The organism is Angustibacter sp. McL0619, from assembly GCF_049994355.1.
Taxonomy (GTDB): Bacteria; Actinomycetota; Actinomycetes; order Actinomycetales; family Angustibacteraceae; genus Angustibacter.
Genome location: NZ_CP188257.1, coordinates 3,605,332 through 3,622,341, shown reverse-complemented (window position 1 = coordinate 3,622,341; position 17,010 = coordinate 3,605,332). Strand labels below are relative to the sequence as shown.

Annotated in this window: 20 protein-coding genes; 12 read left to right on the top strand and 8 right to left on the bottom strand. The window is 71.8% G+C overall.

The genetic code is table 11. The features are described 5' to 3' along the window. Nucleotides 1-227 precede the first annotated feature (227 nt). The 6 genes from ACPPVT_RS16775 (at nt 228) to ACPPVT_RS16750 (ending at nt 5,656) form a co-directional block, all read left to right on the top strand. The gene (locus ACPPVT_RS16775; RefSeq protein WP_426562221.1) at nt 228-734 is read left to right on the top strand and encodes a MaoC family dehydratase; all 507 of its coding nucleotides are present in this window, start codon (nt 228-230) and stop codon (nt 732-734) included. 67 nt (nt 735-801) lie between these two features. Then, nucleotides 802-1,710, top strand: coding sequence for an ABC transporter ATP-binding protein (locus ACPPVT_RS16770; RefSeq protein WP_426562220.1), 909 nt, complete (start codon nt 802-804; stop codon nt 1,708-1,710). Then, entirely contained in the window at nt 1,707-2,906 is a 1,200-nt protein-coding gene (locus ACPPVT_RS16765) for an ABC transporter permease (RefSeq protein WP_426562218.1), read from the top strand. The genes ACPPVT_RS16770 and ACPPVT_RS16765 overlap by 4 nt, the downstream gene beginning before the upstream one ends. 159 nt (nt 2,907-3,065) lie before the next feature. Then, a complete protein-coding gene (locus tag ACPPVT_RS16760; protein ID WP_426562216.1) occupies nt 3,066-4,166 on the top strand; it encodes a Fic family protein in 1,101 nt (366 codons plus the stop codon). Between the two features lie 9 nt (nt 4,167-4,175). Beyond that, the gene (locus ACPPVT_RS16755) at nt 4,176-5,018 is read left to right on the top strand and encodes a PHP domain-containing protein (RefSeq protein ID WP_426562214.1); all 843 of its coding nucleotides are present in this window, start codon (nt 4,176-4,178) and stop codon (nt 5,016-5,018) included. Next, a complete protein-coding gene (locus tag ACPPVT_RS16750; RefSeq protein ID WP_426562212.1) occupies nt 5,018-5,656 on the top strand; it encodes a MarC family protein in 639 nt (212 codons plus the stop codon). The genes ACPPVT_RS16755 and ACPPVT_RS16750 overlap by 1 nt, the downstream gene beginning before the upstream one ends. Before the next feature lie 21 nt (nt 5,657-5,677). Here ACPPVT_RS16750 and ACPPVT_RS16745 read toward each other — a convergent pair whose 3' ends face one another. Both ACPPVT_RS16745 and ACPPVT_RS16740 read right to left on the bottom strand, forming a co-directional pair. After that, on the bottom strand, nt 5,678-6,538 hold the full coding sequence (locus ACPPVT_RS16745; protein WP_426562210.1) for an oxygenase MpaB family protein: 861 nt from the start codon (nt 6,536-6,538) through the stop codon (nt 5,678-5,680). Nucleotides 6,539-6,587: 49 nt separating this feature from the next. Further along, nucleotides 6,588-6,965: an ATP-binding protein gene (locus tag ACPPVT_RS16740; RefSeq protein WP_426562208.1), complete on the bottom strand. Its 378-nt coding sequence runs from the start codon at nt 6,963-6,965 to the stop codon at nt 6,588-6,590. Between the two features lie 90 nt (nt 6,966-7,055). On the opposite strand from ACPPVT_RS16740, the gene ACPPVT_RS16735 reads away from it, so the two are divergent. Next, nucleotides 7,056-7,850: a ParA family protein gene (locus ACPPVT_RS16735; RefSeq protein WP_426562207.1), complete on the top strand. Its 795-nt coding sequence runs from the start codon at nt 7,056-7,058 to the stop codon at nt 7,848-7,850. On the opposite strand, the gene ACPPVT_RS16730 is transcribed toward ACPPVT_RS16735, so the two are convergent. Then, nucleotides 7,808-8,398, bottom strand: a complete 591-nt coding sequence (locus tag ACPPVT_RS16730; protein WP_426562205.1) for a 2'-5' RNA ligase family protein — start codon at nt 8,396-8,398, stop codon at nt 7,808-7,810. The genes ACPPVT_RS16735 and ACPPVT_RS16730 overlap by 43 nt on opposite strands. 10 nt (nt 8,399-8,408) lie before the next feature. Then, on the bottom strand, nt 8,409-10,190 hold the full coding sequence (locus tag ACPPVT_RS16725; RefSeq protein WP_426562203.1) for a DEAD/DEAH box helicase: 1,782 nt from the start codon (nt 10,188-10,190) through the stop codon (nt 8,409-8,411). A 211-nt stretch (nt 10,191-10,401) separates the two neighbouring features. Between ACPPVT_RS16725 and ACPPVT_RS16720 the strand changes: the two genes are divergently transcribed. Beyond that, entirely contained in the window at nt 10,402-11,106 is a 705-nt protein-coding gene (locus ACPPVT_RS16720) for a ferritin-like fold-containing protein (protein WP_426562201.1), read from the top strand. Nucleotides 11,107-11,164: 58 nt separating this feature from the next. Here ACPPVT_RS16720 and ACPPVT_RS16715 read toward each other — a convergent pair whose 3' ends face one another. The 3 genes from ACPPVT_RS16715 to ACPPVT_RS16705 all read right to left on the bottom strand — a co-directional run bounded on the left by ACPPVT_RS16715 (nt 11,165) and on the right by ACPPVT_RS16705 (nt 12,498). Further along, on the bottom strand, nt 11,165-11,428 hold the full coding sequence (locus ACPPVT_RS16715; RefSeq protein WP_426562199.1) for a GlsB/YeaQ/YmgE family stress response membrane protein: 264 nt from the start codon (nt 11,426-11,428) through the stop codon (nt 11,165-11,167). 55 nt (nt 11,429-11,483) lie between these two features. Next, the gene (locus ACPPVT_RS16710; protein WP_426562197.1) at nt 11,484-11,708 is read right to left on the bottom strand and encodes a DUF3107 domain-containing protein; all 225 of its coding nucleotides are present in this window, start codon (nt 11,706-11,708) and stop codon (nt 11,484-11,486) included. A gap of 109 nt (nt 11,709-11,817) precedes the next feature. Then, on the bottom strand, nt 11,818-12,498 hold the full coding sequence (locus ACPPVT_RS16705) for a TetR/AcrR family transcriptional regulator (RefSeq protein WP_426562195.1): 681 nt from the start codon (nt 12,496-12,498) through the stop codon (nt 11,818-11,820). Nucleotides 12,499-12,653: 155 nt separating this feature from the next. Here ACPPVT_RS16705 and ACPPVT_RS16700 point away from each other — a divergent pair, with 155 nt between their 5' ends. The 3 genes from ACPPVT_RS16700 to moeB are packed head-to-tail and all read left to right on the top strand — an operon-like array spanning nt 12,654 to nt 16,202. Next, nucleotides 12,654-14,153, top strand: a complete 1,500-nt coding sequence (locus tag ACPPVT_RS16700; protein WP_426562194.1) for a hypothetical protein — start codon at nt 12,654-12,656, stop codon at nt 14,151-14,153. A gap of 22 nt (nt 14,154-14,175) precedes the next feature. Further along, a complete protein-coding gene (locus ACPPVT_RS16695; RefSeq protein WP_426562192.1) occupies nt 14,176-14,955 on the top strand; it encodes a DUF3152 domain-containing protein in 780 nt (259 codons plus the stop codon). Nucleotides 14,956-14,999: 44 nt separating this feature from the next. Next, nucleotides 15,000-16,202, top strand: coding sequence for a molybdopterin-synthase adenylyltransferase MoeB (moeB, locus tag ACPPVT_RS16690; RefSeq protein WP_426562190.1), 1,203 nt, complete (start codon nt 15,000-15,002; stop codon nt 16,200-16,202). A gap of 30 nt (nt 16,203-16,232) precedes the next feature. On the opposite strand, the gene ACPPVT_RS16685 is transcribed toward moeB, so the two are convergent. Continuing rightward, nucleotides 16,233-16,658, bottom strand: a complete 426-nt coding sequence (locus ACPPVT_RS16685; RefSeq protein WP_426562188.1) for a hypothetical protein — start codon at nt 16,656-16,658, stop codon at nt 16,233-16,235. Between the two features lie 36 nt (nt 16,659-16,694). Here ACPPVT_RS16685 and ACPPVT_RS16680 point away from each other — a divergent pair, with 36 nt between their 5' ends. Beyond that, on the top strand, nt 16,695-17,006 hold the full coding sequence (locus tag ACPPVT_RS16680; protein ID WP_426562186.1) for an MGMT family protein: 312 nt from the start codon (nt 16,695-16,697) through the stop codon (nt 17,004-17,006). Nucleotides 17,007-17,010: the final 4 nt, after the last annotated feature.

The window sequence follows — 17,010 nt, the reverse complement described above, 5'->3', positions numbered from 1 at the left end:
TCCCGTCATCACGTGGAGGCTGTCATCGTCGATGTTGCATGTGTGGTTGCACTCGGGTGGGGGCGATCACCCCCAGCTGGCTGCAACCACGGATGCGACGTCGGGCCTGCACTGCCGGACCGACGCCGAGCCCCGAGTGAGCAAGGGCACGTCGGGCTGAGGTTCCCGCGGTCGGTGCCGTCCGGCAGCATGGTCGCCGTCCGCCCCGCGCGAAGGAGACGAGCCTCATGCAGTTCGGTCGCAGCTACGAGGAGTTCGAGGTCGGCGCCGTGTACAAGCACTGGCCCGGCAAGACGGTCACCGAGTACGACGACCACCTGTTCTGCCTGCTGACGATGAACCACCACCCGCTGCATCTGGACGCGAACTACGCGGAGCAGACCACCGACTTCGGCCGGAACGTCGTCGTCGGCAACTACGTCTACTCGATCCTGCTGGGCATGTCGGTGCCCGACGTCAGCGGCAAGGCGATCGCCAACCTCGAGATCGAGTCGCTGCGGCATGTCGCGCCGACCTTCCACGGCGACACGATCTATGGCGAGACGACGGTGCTCGGCAAGCGCGAGAGCCAGAGCAAGGACGACCGCGGCGTCGTGCACGTCGAGACCAAGGGCTACAAGCAGGACGGCACGCTGGTGTGCATCTTCCGGCGCAAGGTGATGGTGCCCAAGCAGAGCTACCTGGACGCGCGCGGCGGCGAGCAGCCGGGCCGTCCGGCGTTGCGCGAGGGCTGACCGCCGGCGCTCGCTAGGGTCGAGGGCTGGACCCGCCGACCGCGCGCGGGCCGGGAGAGGCGGACCGGTGGCAGAGCTCGAGCTGGACGACATCTGCAAGCGCTACGACACGGTGGTGGCGCTGGACCACCTCTCGTTGAACCTGCGGGCCGGCGAGCTGCTCGGCTTCGTGGGCAGCAACGGTGCCGGCAAGAGCACCGCGATGCGGATCGTCCTGGGCGTCCTGGCGTCCGACAGCGGTCAGGTGCGCTGGCAGGGCGGTGCGATCACGGCCGCCGACCGCCGCCGCATCGGCTACATGCCCGAGGAGCGAGGGCTCTACCCGCGAATGAAGGTCGGCGAGCAGCTGGTCTACCTGAGCCGCCTGCACGGGCTCTCACCATCCCAGGCGCGCCGGGCGGTCCAGGAGTGGACCGAACGTCTCGGCGTCGCCGACCGGGTGGACGACGAGGTGCAGAAGCTCAGCCTCGGCAACCAGCAGCGGGTGCAGCTGGCCGCCGCGCTGGTGCACGACCCACAGCTGCTGGTGCTCGACGAGCCGTTCTCCGGCCTCGACCCGCTGGCCGTGGACGTGATGAGCCAGGTGCTTCGTGACGCCTGTGCCCGCGGCGTCCCGGTGATCTTCTCCAGCCACCAGCTCGACCTGGTGCAGCGGCTCTGCGACCGGGTCGCGATCATCCGCCAGGGTCGGCTGGTGGCCGAGGGCACGGTGGACGACCTGCGCGCCGGCGGTCCGGCCTACCTGGTGGTCGACGCACCCTCGGCCCGGCCCGGTTGGGCCGCAGGGCTGGCGGGGGTCACCGAGCAAGGCGTCGAGGAGGGTCGCACGGTGCTCGAGATCGGGCCCGAGGTGGACGACCAGGTCGTGCTGCGAGCCGCGCTGGCCACCGGCCCGGTGCGCGAGTTCAGCCGACGACGTCCGTCTCTGACCGAGCTGTTCCGGCACGTGGTCAGCGAAGAGGAGGTGGCGGCATGAGCACCGAGGCTTCGCCGCGCGAGGCGATCGGGCTGGTCACTCGCCGCGAGTTCACCCAGCGGGTGCGCAGCAAGGTGTTCGGCATCAGCACCGCGCTGATGGTGGTCGCGGTCATCGCCACCGCGCTGATCCTGAACGCGGTCAGCGGGCAGACGTCGTCCGTCCACGTCGGTCTGGTCCCGCAGTCCGCCGCCAGCGCGGCCGCGCTGCAGGCGACCGGTGACGCGCTCGGGCAGAAGATCAGCACGCAGGTGGTGCCGGACGTTGCGACCGGCCAGCAGCGTCTGCGCGACGACGACCTCGACGCGCTGGTGGTGCAGACCGGCGGCACGGTCCAGGTGGTCGTCAAGAAGCAGATCGACGACGGCCTGAAGGCGACGCTGACCGTGCTGTCCCGCCAGCTGGCCCAGGACAGCGCGGTAGCGGCCGCCGGCGGGGACCCGGCCACGGTGAACGCCGCGATCAGCGGTGCGCAGGTCCAGGTGACCGCCCTCGAGCCGGCCACGAAGTACCAGGCCGAGCGGGTGGTGCTGGGCCTGGCCGCCGGCATCCTGGTCTACCTGGCGCTGATGGTCTACGGGCAGACCGTTGCCCAGGGTGTGGTGGAGGAGAAGACCAGCCGGGTCGTCGAGCTGCTGCTGGCGACCGTGCGGCCCTGGCAGCTGATGCTCGGCAAGGTGGCCGGCATCGGTGCGGCTGGGCTGGTGCAGATGACGCTGGTCGTCGGCGCGGGGATCGGCGCCGGGCTGGCCACCGGGGCCTTGACCATGCCGTCGTCCCTCGCCCTGAGCACCGCCGTCTGGGCGGTGGTCTGGTTCATCGTCGGCTTCCTGATGTACGCGCTGCTGTTCGCGGCCGCTGGTGCGTTGGTCTCGCGTCAGGAGGACGTCGGGGGAGTGACCGCCCCGATCCTCATGCTGATCATCGTTCCGTACGTGATCGGGATCAGCGTGCTGCCGGCCGACCCCACCAACCAGCTGGTCAAGATCCTCTCGCTGATCCCGTTCTTCTCGCCGACGCTGATGCCGGTGCGGATCGCGCTCGGGGTCGCCGCGCCGTGGGAGATCGCGCTCTCCCTGGTGCTGTCGGTGGGCCTGACCGTCTCGTTGGTCGGTATCACCGGACGCATCTACGCGAACTCGGTGATGCGCACCGGCGCTCGCGTGCGGATCGGGGACGCGCTGCGCCCGCTCTGAGGCTCAGCGTCAGAAACTCGATGTCCTTATGTCCTTATCATTGAGACATCGAACGACTTTGGTTAGAGTGGATGTCTCAATGATAAGGACATAGAGACATTGGAACCGTTGTTCGTCACACCCGATCTAGACCTCGAGGATCAGCGCACGATCGACGACGTGCACTCACTCCGCGAGGCGATGGCCTCCGTCCTCAGGGCTCCGCGGCGCTGGTCCGGAGGCTTGCGCAGGACCACTCAGGCGCGAGCGATCCAAGGGTCCAACAGCATCGAGGGCTACACGGTCTCGGCGCAGGACGCTATGGCGGCTGTCGAGGACGAAGCACCGCTGACGGCGGACCAACTGACCTGGGCCGAGATCCTGGGCTACCGCCGCGTGCTCACCTACGTGATGCAGGTGGCGGTCGAGGACGACTTCGTCGTCGACATGCAGACGTTGCGGTCGATGCATTTCATGTTGCTCGAGCACGACTTGGCCAAGGGACCGGGCCAGTACCGCCGCGGTGACGTGTTCGTCCGCGACGACGCCAGGGAAAAGACCGTCTACGAAGGGCCCGACAGCACCCGGGTCCCAGCGCTGATGGCTGTCTTGGTCGAGTCCCTCGCGGCGGGACGCGGCGCCGACCCGATGGTGCGTGCCGCCATGGCTCACCTGAACCTGGTCATGATCCATCCGTTCCGCGACGGCAATGGGCGGATGGCGCGCGCACTGCAGACGCTGGTGCTGGCGCAGGACCACGTGGTCGAGCCGACCTTCAGCAGCATCGAGGAGTGGCTGGGACGCAACACCGAGGACTACTACCGGGTGCTGGCCGCCACCGGCCGCGGAAGCTGGCAGCCACAGAACGACGCGCACCTCTGGTTGAAGTTCAACCTGCGAGCGCATCACATGCAGGCCCAGACCCTGCAGCGCCGGTTCGCGGACGCTGAGCTGATGTGGAACCACCTGGATGACCTGGTCGCCCGGCGCTCTCTGCCCGACCGTGTCGCGGATCCGCTGTTCGACGCGCTGCTCGGGTCACGGGTCACCCGACCGACCTATCGCAAACGTCACGATCTCGAGGAGCGGACTGCTACGCGCGACCTGGTGCGGCTGGTGAAAGAGGGCCTGCTGGAGCCAGTCGGCCAAACGCGCGGCAGGTACTACGTGGCGGCGGGGCCGCTGGTCGACATCCGCGAACAGATCAAGTCGGCGCGAAGCCCGCTGGAGGATCCGTACCCAGGACTCATGGATGAGATCCGGCGTTCGTACGCCCCCTAGGCTGGGCCGGTGCTCATCGACCTCCACACCCACTCTGCGGTGTCCGATGGCACGCAGTCACCCGCCCAGGTCGTGCACAGCGCGGCGGAGGCGGGGCTCGACGTCGTCGCGCTGACCGACCACGACACCACGGCCGGGTGGTCGTCGGCCGCTGAGCAGGCGGTGCGTGAAGGCGTCCGGCTCGTGCCGGGGATGGAGATCTCCAGCACCGCCGAGGGCATCAGCGTGCACCTGCTGAGCTACCTGCACGACCCCGGCCACGCGGGCCTGCTGGACGTGGTCGAACGCACCCGGCACAGCCGGCTCACCCGGGCCGAGCGGATGGTGGAGCTGCTCTCCCGCGACGTCGACATCAGCTGGGACGACGTCCGTGACCAGGTGCAGGACGGCGGCTCGGTCGGGCGTCCGCACATCGCCGACGCGCTGGTCGCGCGGGGGGTCGTGAGGGACAGGACCGAGGCGTTCGCCGGACTGCTGTCCGCCCGCGGCGCCTACTACGTGCGGCACTACGCTCCGGACGCGGTGCAGGCGGTGCGGCTGGTCGTCGCGGCCGGCGGCGTGCCCGTGATGGCGCACCCGATGGCGCACCTGCGCGGCCGGGTGGTCGGCGACGAGGTCATCGCCTCGATGGCCGACGCGGGACTGGCTGGGCTGGAGGTCTACCACCGCGACAACGACGGCGCGGCGCAGGCCCACCTGCTCGACCTGAGCCGAGAGCTCGACCTGCTGGTCACCGGGTCCAGCGACTACCACGGCACCGGCAAGCCGAACATGTTGGCGGAGAACACCACCGAGCCGGAGGTGCTCGCCGAGATCGAGGCGCGCGCGAGCGGAACCAGGGTGGTCGGCTGATGGACTCCTGGATCGACACCGTGGTGGACGCCCAGCTGCTCGGGTCGGTGTTCGTGACCCTCTTCGTCATCATGGACCCACCAGGCACCGTCCCGATCTTCCTGGCGTTGACCTCGTCGATGACCGGTCGCCAGCGGGTCCGCGCCGCGCGGCAGGCGGTGGCCGTGGCCTTCGCGGTGATCATCGCGTTCGCCGTCTTCGGCCGGGCGCTGCTCGACTACCTGCACATCAGCCTGCCCGCGCTACAAGGAGCCGGCGGTCTGCTGCTGCTGCTGGTCGCACTCGAGCTGCTGACCGGCAAGGACGAGGCACCGGCCTCGGCCGAGGGCGTCAACGTCGCGCTCGTGCCGCTCGGCACCCCACTGCTGGCCGGGCCGGGCGCCATCGTGGCGACCATGGTCTTCGTCCAGTCGGCCAACCAGTCCCGGCACCACCCCGCCGCCTACGTGGCGATCGCGCTGGGCGTACTGCTGGTCCACGTGTGCCTGTGGCTGGCCATGCGGTTCGCCGGCCGGATCCATCGGATCCTCGGTGACGGCGGGACGACGCTGGTGACCCGGATCGCCGGTCTGCTGCTGTCCGCGATCGCCGTCCAGCTGGTCGCGGATGCCGTCCGCGCGTTCGTCGAGCAGGGCTGAGGCCCGACCGGGCCGGCTGCCTCAGCCGTCGGGGCGAGCGGCGAGCCGCTCGCGCGCCGTACGCAGGTGCGGTCCGGCGCGCAGCGGCGGGACGATGGTCTGCACGCCGCGCAGGCTAGCGCGCAGGGCGTGCAGCGCCACCGTGGTCGCGGCTCCGTGCAGCGCGGCGGCTCCGGGCAGGTCAGGCATCGAGTACATCCGGCGCGCCCAGCTCGGCAGCGCCGCGAAGGCCAGCCCGGCCACCGCCGACCAGGCCGGACGGGCCACCGGGGCAAGTCGCGTCGGGATCGGTGGCGCGACCACGTAGCCGACCTCCTCGCGGGCCACCCGGGTGGCCCGTAGCTGCGGGCGGAACTCACGCACCGCCTCGGCCAGCGCGGCCCCGTCGTGCGGGACGTCGGTCGGCTCCAGGCCGACCAGTGCGGCCGAGCGCACCTGCTCGTCGACGTACCGGTCGGCCTGCTCGTCGTCCAGGGCGACCCCGGAGCGCCGCAGCACGTCGATCACCGAGTCGACCAGGGCGCAGTGCACCCACGCCAGCAGCTCCGGCTCGTCCACCCGGTAACCGTGCCCGCTGATCGGGTCGACGGTCGCCATCGCGGCGTGCACCGCGCGCACGTGGGCACCCGCCGACAGCGCTTGGGCCGTTGTTCCGTAGGTCGTCACCCCGATGAACTCGGTGGTCCGGGACAACCGACCCCACACGTCCTCGCGGAACGCGGAGTTCTGGCTGATCGCCTCGGCCGCCCGGGGATGCAGGGCCTGCAGCATGAGCGCGCGTAGGCCTGCGACGCCGAGCACCGGGTCCGCGTGCAGCCGCCAGGTGACCGACCCGGGGCCGAACAACCCGGGGTCAGGCCCTGGCGTGCGCGACGTCCTCACCCCTCGACCATGACAGCGTTGCTAGGGCGTTGCATCTTGGCCGGTTCGACTATCCGGCCAGCTTCAGCTCGAACCAGACCTGCTTGCCGCGCAGGCAGTCCCGCACACCCCACCGGTTGGACAGCGCCTCGACCAGATGCAGGCCGCGTCCGCCCTTGTCGTACCACTGCACGTTCTCGACCGGGACGACGGCCTCGTGCCCGCCGTCGTCCATGGACACCAGCAGCTCGGCACCGGTGATCTGGGCGTGCAGCTCCATCGGCGGACCGCCGTAGCGGATGGCATTCGTGACGATCTCGCTGGTCAGCAGCACCGCCACCTCGAAGTCCTCGCCGTTGACTCCCCAGTCGGCGAGCGCCGCGGCCAAGGCGTGTCGCACGCGCGAGACCTCACGCGGCTCACCCCTGACGGTCTCCACGAGCTCCACGCAAGGCATTCTTGCCTAGAGCGACGACGCGTGAGCAGAAATCACTGTCGTCACTTTCTTGTACGACTGTCACATCTTCAGGAGGACAGGGTGCCCCGCACTCCGAGCCGAACCCCGAACCACGGACCGCACGTGCTCGCCGTCGCCAACCAGAAGGGCGGGGTGGCCAAGACCACGACGGTCGCCGCGCTGGGTGCGGCGTTCACCGAGGCGGGCCGGCGGGTGCTGCTGGTCGACCTGGACGCGCAGGCCTGCCTGACCTTCTCCCTGGGCATCGACCCGGAGGCGGTCGAGGTCGCCGTGGACGACGTCCTGCTGGGCCGGGCGTCGGCGCCCGAGGCGGTGCTGACCACCGAGGACGGCATGGACCTGATCCCGTCCACCATCGAGCTCGCCGGAGCGGACGCGCAGCTGCTGGCTCGACCCGCCCGTGAGTTCGTGCTGCGCTCGGCGCTGGAGCCGATCAGGGACGACTACGACATCGTGCTGGTCGACTGCTCGCCGTCGCTGGGCGTGCTGACCCTGAACGCGCTGACCGCCGCGGGGGAGGTGCTGATCCCGTTGCAGTGCGAGATGCTCAGCCACCGCGGTGTCGGCCAGCTGCTGGACACGGTCGCCGACGTCCGCAAGATCCTGAACCCCGACCTGCAGGTGCTGGGCATGCTGCCGACCATGTTCGACGGCCGGACCACGCACGCCCGTGCGGTGCTCGCCGACCTGCCGGAGCGTTACGGCGTGCCGGTGCTCTCGCCGCCGATCCCGAAGTCCGTCCGGTTCGCCGAGGCCCCTGCCGTGGGCCGGTCGATCCTGGCGTCCGCGCGCGGCTCGAAGGGCGCCGCCGCCTACCGCGAGGTCGCTGCGGCGGTGCTGGCCGGCTGGGACTGAGCACCCAGCGGGACGGCTGCCGTCTGGCTCCAGACGTCGTCCTCGCCGCGGGCGAAGACGCTGAGCCTGGTGGCTGGCGCCCGCAGCGGGCCACGGTCTTGCAGGGCGCGGCGCACCTGGTCGAGGACCACCCGGTCGCCGTCGGCCGAGACCGTCAGGTGCAGCGTCGGTTCGGGGTGCGCCCCCTCGTACGGCGGGAACTCGGCGAACGTGGTCAGGACGTCGGCCAGCAGCGCGTCCAGTGCCGGGTCGGTGGCCGGCCGCAGCCAGACCACCTGCGACCCATCGAAGATCTCCGCGTCGGCGAACATCAGGTCGAGGGGCTGGTGCCGGGCCGCGACCGACCGCAGCCGACTCATCGCGTCGTCGTCCTGAGCGCTCGCCCAGGGCGTGAGCAGCGTGATGTGCGGCGGGAAGCGGCGCTCGATGGGCAGGCCCGGGTGGTCCGGTGCATACGACGTCGAGCGCCACGGCGAGGTGAACTCGGCCAGCTCCGGTAGAGCGAGCAGCAGGCCCGTGGTGAACCTGGCCGGTGCCGGAGTGAGCATGCGGTGGGGGTCAGTCCGCGACGGGGGCGCTGGCGGTCGCGTTCGTGCCCGCACCCGAACCCGAGCCGGCACCCCGGCCACGGCCGCCGCGACGGCGACGACGGCGCGGTGCGCCACCTTCGCCGCTGCCCGCCGCACTGTCGTCGGACTGCTGGCCGGCGGACTGCTGGCCGGCGGACTGCTGGCCGGCGGACTGCTGGCTGGCGGACTGCTCGCCGCCACCAGCCGCGTCGGACGCGGCGCCGCGGGTGCGGCGACGGTTGCGCTCGCGCGGAGCGTGCTCGCCGTCCGAGGTGCCGTGCGAGCTGTCCGAGCTGCCGGAGCGTCCGCCGTCCCGGCCTCGCGCACGGCCGGAGTCGCGGCCGCTGCTGCCGCGCCCGCTGTCGCGGCCACTGTCGCGGCCACCGCGGTGCGAACCCGTCTCGCCGAGGTCCTCGACCTGCTCGGCGCCCAGCCCGGCGCGGGTCTGTTGTGCCCTGGGCAGCCGGCCCTTGGTGCCCTCGGGGATGTCGAGGTCGGTGAACAGGTGCGGCGAGCTGGAGTACGTCTCCTGCGGCTCGGGGATGCCCAGGTCGAGGACCTTGTTGATCAGGCCCCAGCGCGGCATGTCGTCCCAGTCGACGAACGTCACGGCAACGCCGGTGCGGCCGGCGCGGCCGGTCCGGCCGATCCGGTGCAGGTAGGTCTTCTCGTCGTCCGTGCACTGGTAGTTGATGACGTGCGTGATGCCCTCGACGTCGATGCCGCGTGCCGCGACGTCGGTGGCCACCAGGACGTCGACCTTGCCGTTGCGGAAGGCGCGCAGCGCCTGCTCGCGGGCCCCCTGGCCGAGGTCGCCGTGGATGGCGGCGGCGGCGAAGCCGCGCTCGGCCAGGTCGTCGGCGACCTTCGCGACCGAGCGCTTGGTGCGGGCGAAGATCATCGTCAGCCCGCGCTCGCGGGACTGCAGGATGCGGGCGATCATCTCGACCTTGTCCAGCGCGTGGGCGCGGTAGACGAACTGGCTGATCGCCTTCAGCGTCGCGCCGTCGTCGGTCGGGTCGATGGCCCGGATGTGCGTGGGCTGGGTCATGAAGCGGCGGGCCAGCGAGACGACGGCGCCCGGCATGGTGGCCGAGAACATCATCATCTGACGGCCGTCCGGGGTGAGCGCGAGCAGCCGCTCGACGTCCGGCAGGAAGCCGAGGTCGAGCATCTCGTCGGCCTCGTCCAGCACGAGCGCGCGCACGTGACCGAGGTCGAGATGGCCCTGCTGGGCCAGGTCGAGCAGGCGCCCGGGGGTGCCGACAACGATCTCGATGCCCTTGCGCAGCGCCTCGACCTGCGGCTCGTAGGCGCGGCCGCCGTACACGGTCAGCACGCGGGTCTGGCGCAGGGCGCTCGCGGTGTCCAGGTCGCCGGCGACCTGGACGGCCAGCTCGCGGGTGGGTACGACCACCAGGGCCTGCGGCTTGCCGGGGGCCGCGAGGGCGTCCCAGCCGTCCTCGCCCGGCGCGACGCTGCGCTGCAGCAGGGGCAGGCCGAAGCCGAGGGTCTTGCCGGTGCCGGTCTTGGCCTGGCCGATGATGTCGTGGCCGTCCAGGGCGACCGGCAGGGTCATCGCCTGGATCGGGAACGGCGAGGTGATGCCGACCAGCGCGAGGGCCTGGGACAGGTCGGCGCGCACGCCGTAGTCCTCGAATGTGGGTGCCGGGGTGACCTTTGCGGGGGCCTCGGTGCCCTCTGCGCTGTTGGTGCTGTCGGTGGTGTCGGTGGTCTGGTCGATGTCTGCGCTGTTGTCGATCGTGCGCATGTCGTTCTCGGTGTTCGTCACATGGAGCCTTCGGTCGGGCGGGGCCGCACGCCGGGCGCGGGTTCGCGCTCAGCGGGCCGCTGCGCTGGAGGAAGCCGATCGGTGTCTGCAGGCTCTTGCGTGACGACGAGGCGTCGTCTGGTGCTCTCGATGTCCGACCGGGCATCCGGGATGCTCACCAGTCTACCCGGCCCGGCTACGCTCCGTTGCCATGAGCGATTCGTCCGACGGCGAGCACCCCGACCCGTTCTCCGACCCCGAGTACCGCGAGGCGGTCGTCGACCTGCTCGGCGCGATGGCGTACGGCGAGCTCACCGCCTTCAGCCGCCTCGCCGCGGACGCCGAGCTGGCCGCCACGCTGCCGGACAAGGCCGCCCTCGGGCGGCAGGCGGCGCACGAGTTCCACCACTACGAGCTGCTCGAGGTGCGGCTGAAGGAGCTCGAGGCCGACCCCGCGCACGCCATGCAGCCGTTCGTGGCGGCGATCGACGAGTTCCACGACCGCACCAGGCCGTCGAGCTGGCTCGAGGGCCTGGTCAAGGCCTACGTCGGGGACGGCATCGCGACCGACTTCTACCGCGAGGTGTCCGCCTACCTCGACCCCGGCACGCAGGGGCTCGTGCTCGAGGTCGTGCAGGACATGGGCCAGGCCGAGTTCGCCGTCCGCGCGGTGCGAGACGCGATCGAGCGGGACGCCTCGGTGGGCGGTCGGCTCGCCCTGTGGGGACGCCGGCTGGTCGGCGAGGCGCTGTCGCAGGCCCAGCGGGTCGCCGCCGAGCGCGACGCGCTCGGCGGGCTGCTGGTCGGTGGCGGGTACCACTCCGGCGGCGCCGACCTGGCCGAGATCGGGCGGATGTTCGCCCGACTCACCGGCGAGCACACGCGACGGATGGGCCGGCTCGGGCTGTCCGCCTGAGCCGACCCATCTGGGTCGCGCTGGTTGTCGCGCTGGTCGCCAGTTCGTCAGGTCGTGGTCAGGTGGTCCGGCCTCGCTTCATGGACGCCACCGCTGCCACGCCGATCATGGCCAGCACCACCTGCACGATCACCTCGACCCAGTCGATGCCGTTCGTGTCGCGCATCGAGCCGACGATCAGCGTGCCGACCAGGGCCGCGACGATACCGACCAGGATCGTCCACAGGATGCCGATCGGCTGGCGGCCGGGCAGCAGAAGGCGGCCGAGTGCTCCGATGACGGCGCCGATGATGATCGCGCCGAGAAATCCTTCGATTGTCATGCGAGGAGCCTGGCATCGCGGCGACTGCCTCGCCACACGAGCCATTCAGGCGTGCTCAGACGGTGCCGAAGCCGACCCGGCGCTCGACCTCGGCGCCCACCTCGACGTACCCCAGGACGGCCGCGGGCACGATGACCGTGCGGCCCTTCTCGTCGACCAGCTGCAGCGGCGAGCCGGCGGAGATGGCCTCGCTGACCAGCGCCGCCACCTCGGCGGCCGTCTGGGTGGACTCGACCGTGATCTCGCGGGCGACGTTCTGGACGCCGATCTTGACCTCCACTGGGGTGGCCTCCTGGCTTCTTGGCTGGTGCGGACGGGACGAGCGAGTGCGGGTTCGGGCGGCACCTGCTGCGAGCAGGCTAACGGGCGCAGCGGCCTGCCTGTTCCGTTCAGGCGGGCTGTTCGCCCAGGGTGGACGCCGGGTCGCGGGTCGCGCCGTCGGCGCGCGCACCGTCAGTCTTCGGGAAGCCGCCCAGGCCGCGCCAGGACAGCTGGCCGATCAGCCGGCTGGCGGCGTCGCGCGGGATCGAGCCGCGCGTCGTCATCCAGTACCGCGCGGTGACCTGGGCCATGCCGGTCAGGGCGACGCCCAGCAGGTTCGCCTCGTCCTCGGGCAGCGCGGTGTCCTCACGGATGACCTCGGCCACCGCCTCCGCGCAGCGCGCGGTGACGGCGTCCACCTTCTCGCGGACGGCGGCCTCGTTCGTCAGGTCCGACTCGAAGACCAACCGGAAGGGCTCGCCCTTGCGGTCCACGAACTCGAAGTAGGCCGCCATGGTGGCGGCGACCCGCTGCTTGTTGTCGGTCGTCGAGGCCAGCGCCTGGCGCACCGCCGAGACCATCGCCTCGGTGTGCTGGTCCAGCAGGGCGAGGTACAGCTCGAGCTTGCTCGGGAAGTGCTGGTAGAGGACCGGCTTGGACACCCCCGCCTGGTCGGCGATGTCGTCCATCGCCGCTGAGTGGTAGCCGGAGCGCACGAAGACTTCCTGGGCGGCGACCAGCAACTGGGCACGCCGAGCGTCCCTGGGCAGCCGTGTGCTGCGACCCCGGGTTGCCGGTGACGTGGTCACTGTTCTCCTCCTGTGTCCTGCCGCTTGAGGGTCGATCCTACGGTTGCGTACTCCGTGTGGGGCTCGGCGGTAGCCCATTCGGAGGGTAGGGCAGCGCGCAGGCTCGTGCGAGGTGCCTCGCGGTGCGACACTCACAAGGTGACCGGGGACCTGCTGTGAGTGCGTACGAGGTGGACGCTGCCACCATGTGCGACGCGCTCAGCCACGTGCCCGGCGTGGAGCACATCGTGCTCGAGTTCGACGAGCGCGGCGACGGCGTGCTGCGCGTGCAGGTGTCCGGCGACCTGGACCACGCGTCCGTGCTCGGTGCCGCCGTGCACCAGATGCGTCACCGTTTCGGGCTCGGCATCGAGCACCAGCGGCTGAAGCTGACCGGCCCCGCCGGACGCCCTGTCGTCGCGGTGGTCGAGACGATCGCGACGCCGCCGACGCTCGGCGAGCCCGACCCGCTGTTCGAGGTGGAGGGCGACTACGAGCCCGCCACGCTGTACGACGAGCTGCAGAAGATGGTGGCGATGCAGGAGCTCGAGCAGGCGGCCGGCACGGGCGAGCAGCCCGCTGTCCCGGCCCCGCAGCCCGAGGTCCAGACGCCGCAGCCCGAGGCTGCTCAGCCCGACGTCCCGGACGTCGAGGCGGAAGCCGAGACGTCCGGGGAAGCACACGGCGCGAACGGCTTCGAGGACACCGTGCCGGGCCTCCCCGTGGACGAAGTGCGGGCCGACCTGGCCCACGACGAGCTCGTCCGCGTCGCCCCGGCCCGGCTCCCCGACTTCTGGCCGGACCTGACCGCTGACCCCGAGCTGCGCAGCGCGATCGACGACGTCTTCGACGGGGTCGGCCCCGAGACCTTCGAGCACCGGGCAGCCAGGCACCGCGCGGTGCCGAAGCAGCCGGTGGAGCGGCGGCCGGGCTCGGTGGCTGAGGCGCCGCCGCAGCAGGAGGAGCGGGCGCTGCCGGACGCGGTCAGTCCCAAGCGGCGCGAGCCTGAGGCCTTCGTGCCGCCGGCGCCTGCGATGCTCCACATGCCGGCGGAGCCGGCCGAGCCGGCCGAGCCGGCCGAGCCGGCCGAGCCGGCCGAGCCGGCCGAGCCGGCCAACCAGCCAGGCCTGGGTGGGGAGGCCGACAACGAGGTCGAGGCGCTCGCTGAGGTCGAGGTTGAAGTTGAGGTCCGCGAGGTAGAGGTAGAGGTAGAGGTAGAGGCTGAGGTCACCGAGCCGGCCGAGCCGGTTCGTCGGGCCGCGCCGTTCGCCGAGTCCCCCCGGGTAGTGGTGGAGCGGATGGTCGTCACCAGCGAGGACAACGAGGTGATCGCCTCGGTGCACCTGCGCAGTGGCGACACCGTGCACGAGGGCACCGCGACCCGACCAGCCACCGGCAGCGGCGCCCACCGCGCGCTCGCCTCGGCCACGGCGTCCGCGGTGGAGCGGGTCGTGCCGTCCCCGGCCAGGCTCGAGGTCGACCAGGTCGACATGCTCCAGGTCGGTCACGACCACGTCGCCGTGGTGGTCCTGTCGCTGCTCGGCCCGGCCGGTATCGACCGGCTGACCGGCTCCGCGCTGGTCCGCGGCGACGCCCAGGACGCCGTCGTTCGCGCCACGCTCGACGCGCTGAACCGGCGCGCGGGCCTCGGCGGGGACCGGGGCGCCTCCGCCTGACCGGGCATGGCACCCTGACCCGGTGACCACCCCGGCCGAGCCGTCACGCCCCCGGGCCAGCGCAGCAGTTCGCCGTCGCCGCACCCTGGCGGTCCTGGTGGTCGTCGCGGTCGCCGCCGGCCTCGCCTGGTGGCTGGTCGGACCGACCGACGACGGTTCCGGCCCGGCCCTGCAGCCGTCCACCTCGACGTCGGCCGCCCCGGCGACGGCGACCCCGACCGCGATCGTCAGCCCGACGTCCAAGCCGACGGCCGAGCCGACGTCCGAGCCAACGTCTACCGCAGTGGCCACCCGGGGTACCGGGACCCTGGTGACAGTCCCCGGTGAGGTCAGTGCGCCCGGGAGCGGGCCCCGCACTACCGTGCGGGTCCGGGTCGAGCAGGGGGTGGACGTCGACCCGCAGGACTTCGCGAGACAGGTGATGGCAACCCTGAACGACCCGCGTTCCTGGGGTCACGGCGGGCGGCGGACCTTTGCGCGCACCGACGGCGCGGCGGACGTCGACGTGGTGCTCGCCAGCCCGGCGACCTCGGCCCGGATGTGTCTTCCGCTGCAGACCTTCGGCAAGCTGTCCTGTCGCAGCGGCAAGCAGGCCGTGCTCACGTCCTACCGGTGGATCCGGGGGACTCCGGAGTTCCCCGAGCTGTCCGTGTACCGGCAGTACGTGGTCAACCACGAGGTCGGGCACGTCCTGGGCCACGGCCACGAGCAGTGCCCGGGGCCCGGCCGGTTGGCGCCGGTGATGCAGCAGCAGACCAAGATGGTGGCGCCCTGCCGTCCCAACGCCTGGCCCTTCCCGTAGCCGTTCCGATAGCCCGGCGTGGACCCCGTTCGTAGAGTGGCCTGGTGAGCCTGCCGCCCCTCGTCGAGCCCGGACCGCCGCTGGACCGGGACCAGGTCGCCCGGTACGCCCGGCACCTGCTGATCCCGGACGTCGGTGAGCTCGGCCAGCGCCGGCTGGCGAACGCCCGGGTGGCGGTGGTCGGGGCCGGCGGCCTCGGCTCCCCGGCCCTGCTCTACCTGGCTGCGGCCGGCGTCGGTGTCATCGGGGTGATCGACCCCGACGTCGTGGAGGCCTCCAACCTGCAGCGGCAGGTGGTGCACGGCGTCAGCGACGTGGGTCGGCTCAAGGTCGACTCAGCCCGGGCGACGCTGGCCGAGGTCAACCCGCTGGTCGAGGTGGTCACCCACCCGGTGCGTCTGGACTCCTCGAACGCTCTGGACGTCCTCGCCGGCTACGACCTCGTCGTCGATGGCACCGACAACTTCGCCACCCGCTACCTGGTCAACGACGCCTGCGTGCTGCTCGGCGTGCCCTGCGTCTGGGGGTCGATCTACCGCTTCGACGGCCAGACCACTGTGTTCTGGGGCGGGCACGGACCGTGCTACCGCTGCCTGTTCCCGGTGCCGCCACCCGCCGGCAGCGTGCCGTCCTGTGCCGAGGGCGGGGTGCTCGGGCTGCTCTGCGCGGCAATCGGCGCCGCTCAGGGGACCGAGGCGGTCAAGCTGATCACCGGAATCGGCACGTCCCTGGTCGGTCGGCTGCTCGTGCATGACGCATTGCGGGCTACCTGGCGCGAGCTCACCGTCCGGCCGGACCCGGCGTGCGTGGTCTGCGGCCGGTCGCCCAGCATCACCCGCGACACCGGGCTGATCGACTACGAGGAGTTCTGCGGGTTGCCTGGTGCCGGCGCGGCGCAGGAGTCGCAGCCGTTGGCGTCCGTCACCGCGAAGGAGCTCGCCGACCTCCTGGACGCCCGCGAGCGCGGCGAGGCGGACGTCGTGCTGGTCGACGTCCGTGAGCCGGGGGAGCGGGCCATCGTGTCGATCCCCGGGGCGGTCGCGGTGCGGCGGGCGGCGTTCGACGACGGCAGCGCGTTCGAGCAGCTGCCGTTCGACCGGCCGGTGGTGCTGCACTGCCGCTCGGGGGTGCGGTCCGGCACTGCGCTGGCGCTGCTGCAGGCTGCCGGTCACCCGGACGCGCGCCACCTCGAGGGTGGAGTGCTCGCCTGGGTCGAGCAGGTGGATCCCAGCCTGCCGACGTACTAGCTCTGCTGACGCTCTAGCGCGTAGAGCGAGCTAGGTGGTGCACGCCTTGGTCAGCTGAGCGATCAGCGCTCTCGTGGTGTGACCGGTGCTGTTCGCGTCGCCCAGCGCCTGCAGCGGCTTGAGGTACTTGTCGGCTACGCCGGCTTGCGCGGCGACCGGCCCGAGTGCCTTCACCAGTGCCCGGTCCGAGGTGCTGACCTGCCCGTCGGCCAGCGGACCGTCGCCGTTGACCAGGTCGCAGACCTTGTTCGTCGCGGTCTGCCGGGCCTGCTGCTTGGCGGCCTCGGCTGCCTTGCTGGCCGCCGAGCTGGCCGCCGCCTTCGCCTCGGCCGCCGCCTTGTCGGCCGCCTTGGACGCGGTGCTCTCGGCGGCGTGCTGCGCGGAGTCGCAGGCCGTCAGGCAGCACGCGGCGGCCGCGACGAGAGCGACCAGGGCTGAGCGGGTGGCGTGGTGCACGCGCAGAGTGTGGCACGGCACCGGCAGACTGGCACGGTGCCCGACGACCACGAGCTTCCCCGGTACGCCGCGCTGGTGCTGGAGGTCGTCGACCAGGTCCCGGCCACCAAGGTGCTCACGTACGGGGACGTGGCCGAGTACCTCGGTGAGGGCGGTCCGCGCCAGGTGGCCGCGGTGCTGAGCCGCTACGGCTCGAGCACCACGTGGTGGCGGGTGCTGCGGGCGGACGGCACTCCCGCCCCGCACATCGCCGGCGAGCAGCTCGCGAACCTGCGGGCCGAGGGGACGCCGCTTCGCCCGGACGGCACCCGGGTGGACCTGCGACGCGCCCGGTGGGACGGCGGCTGAGCAT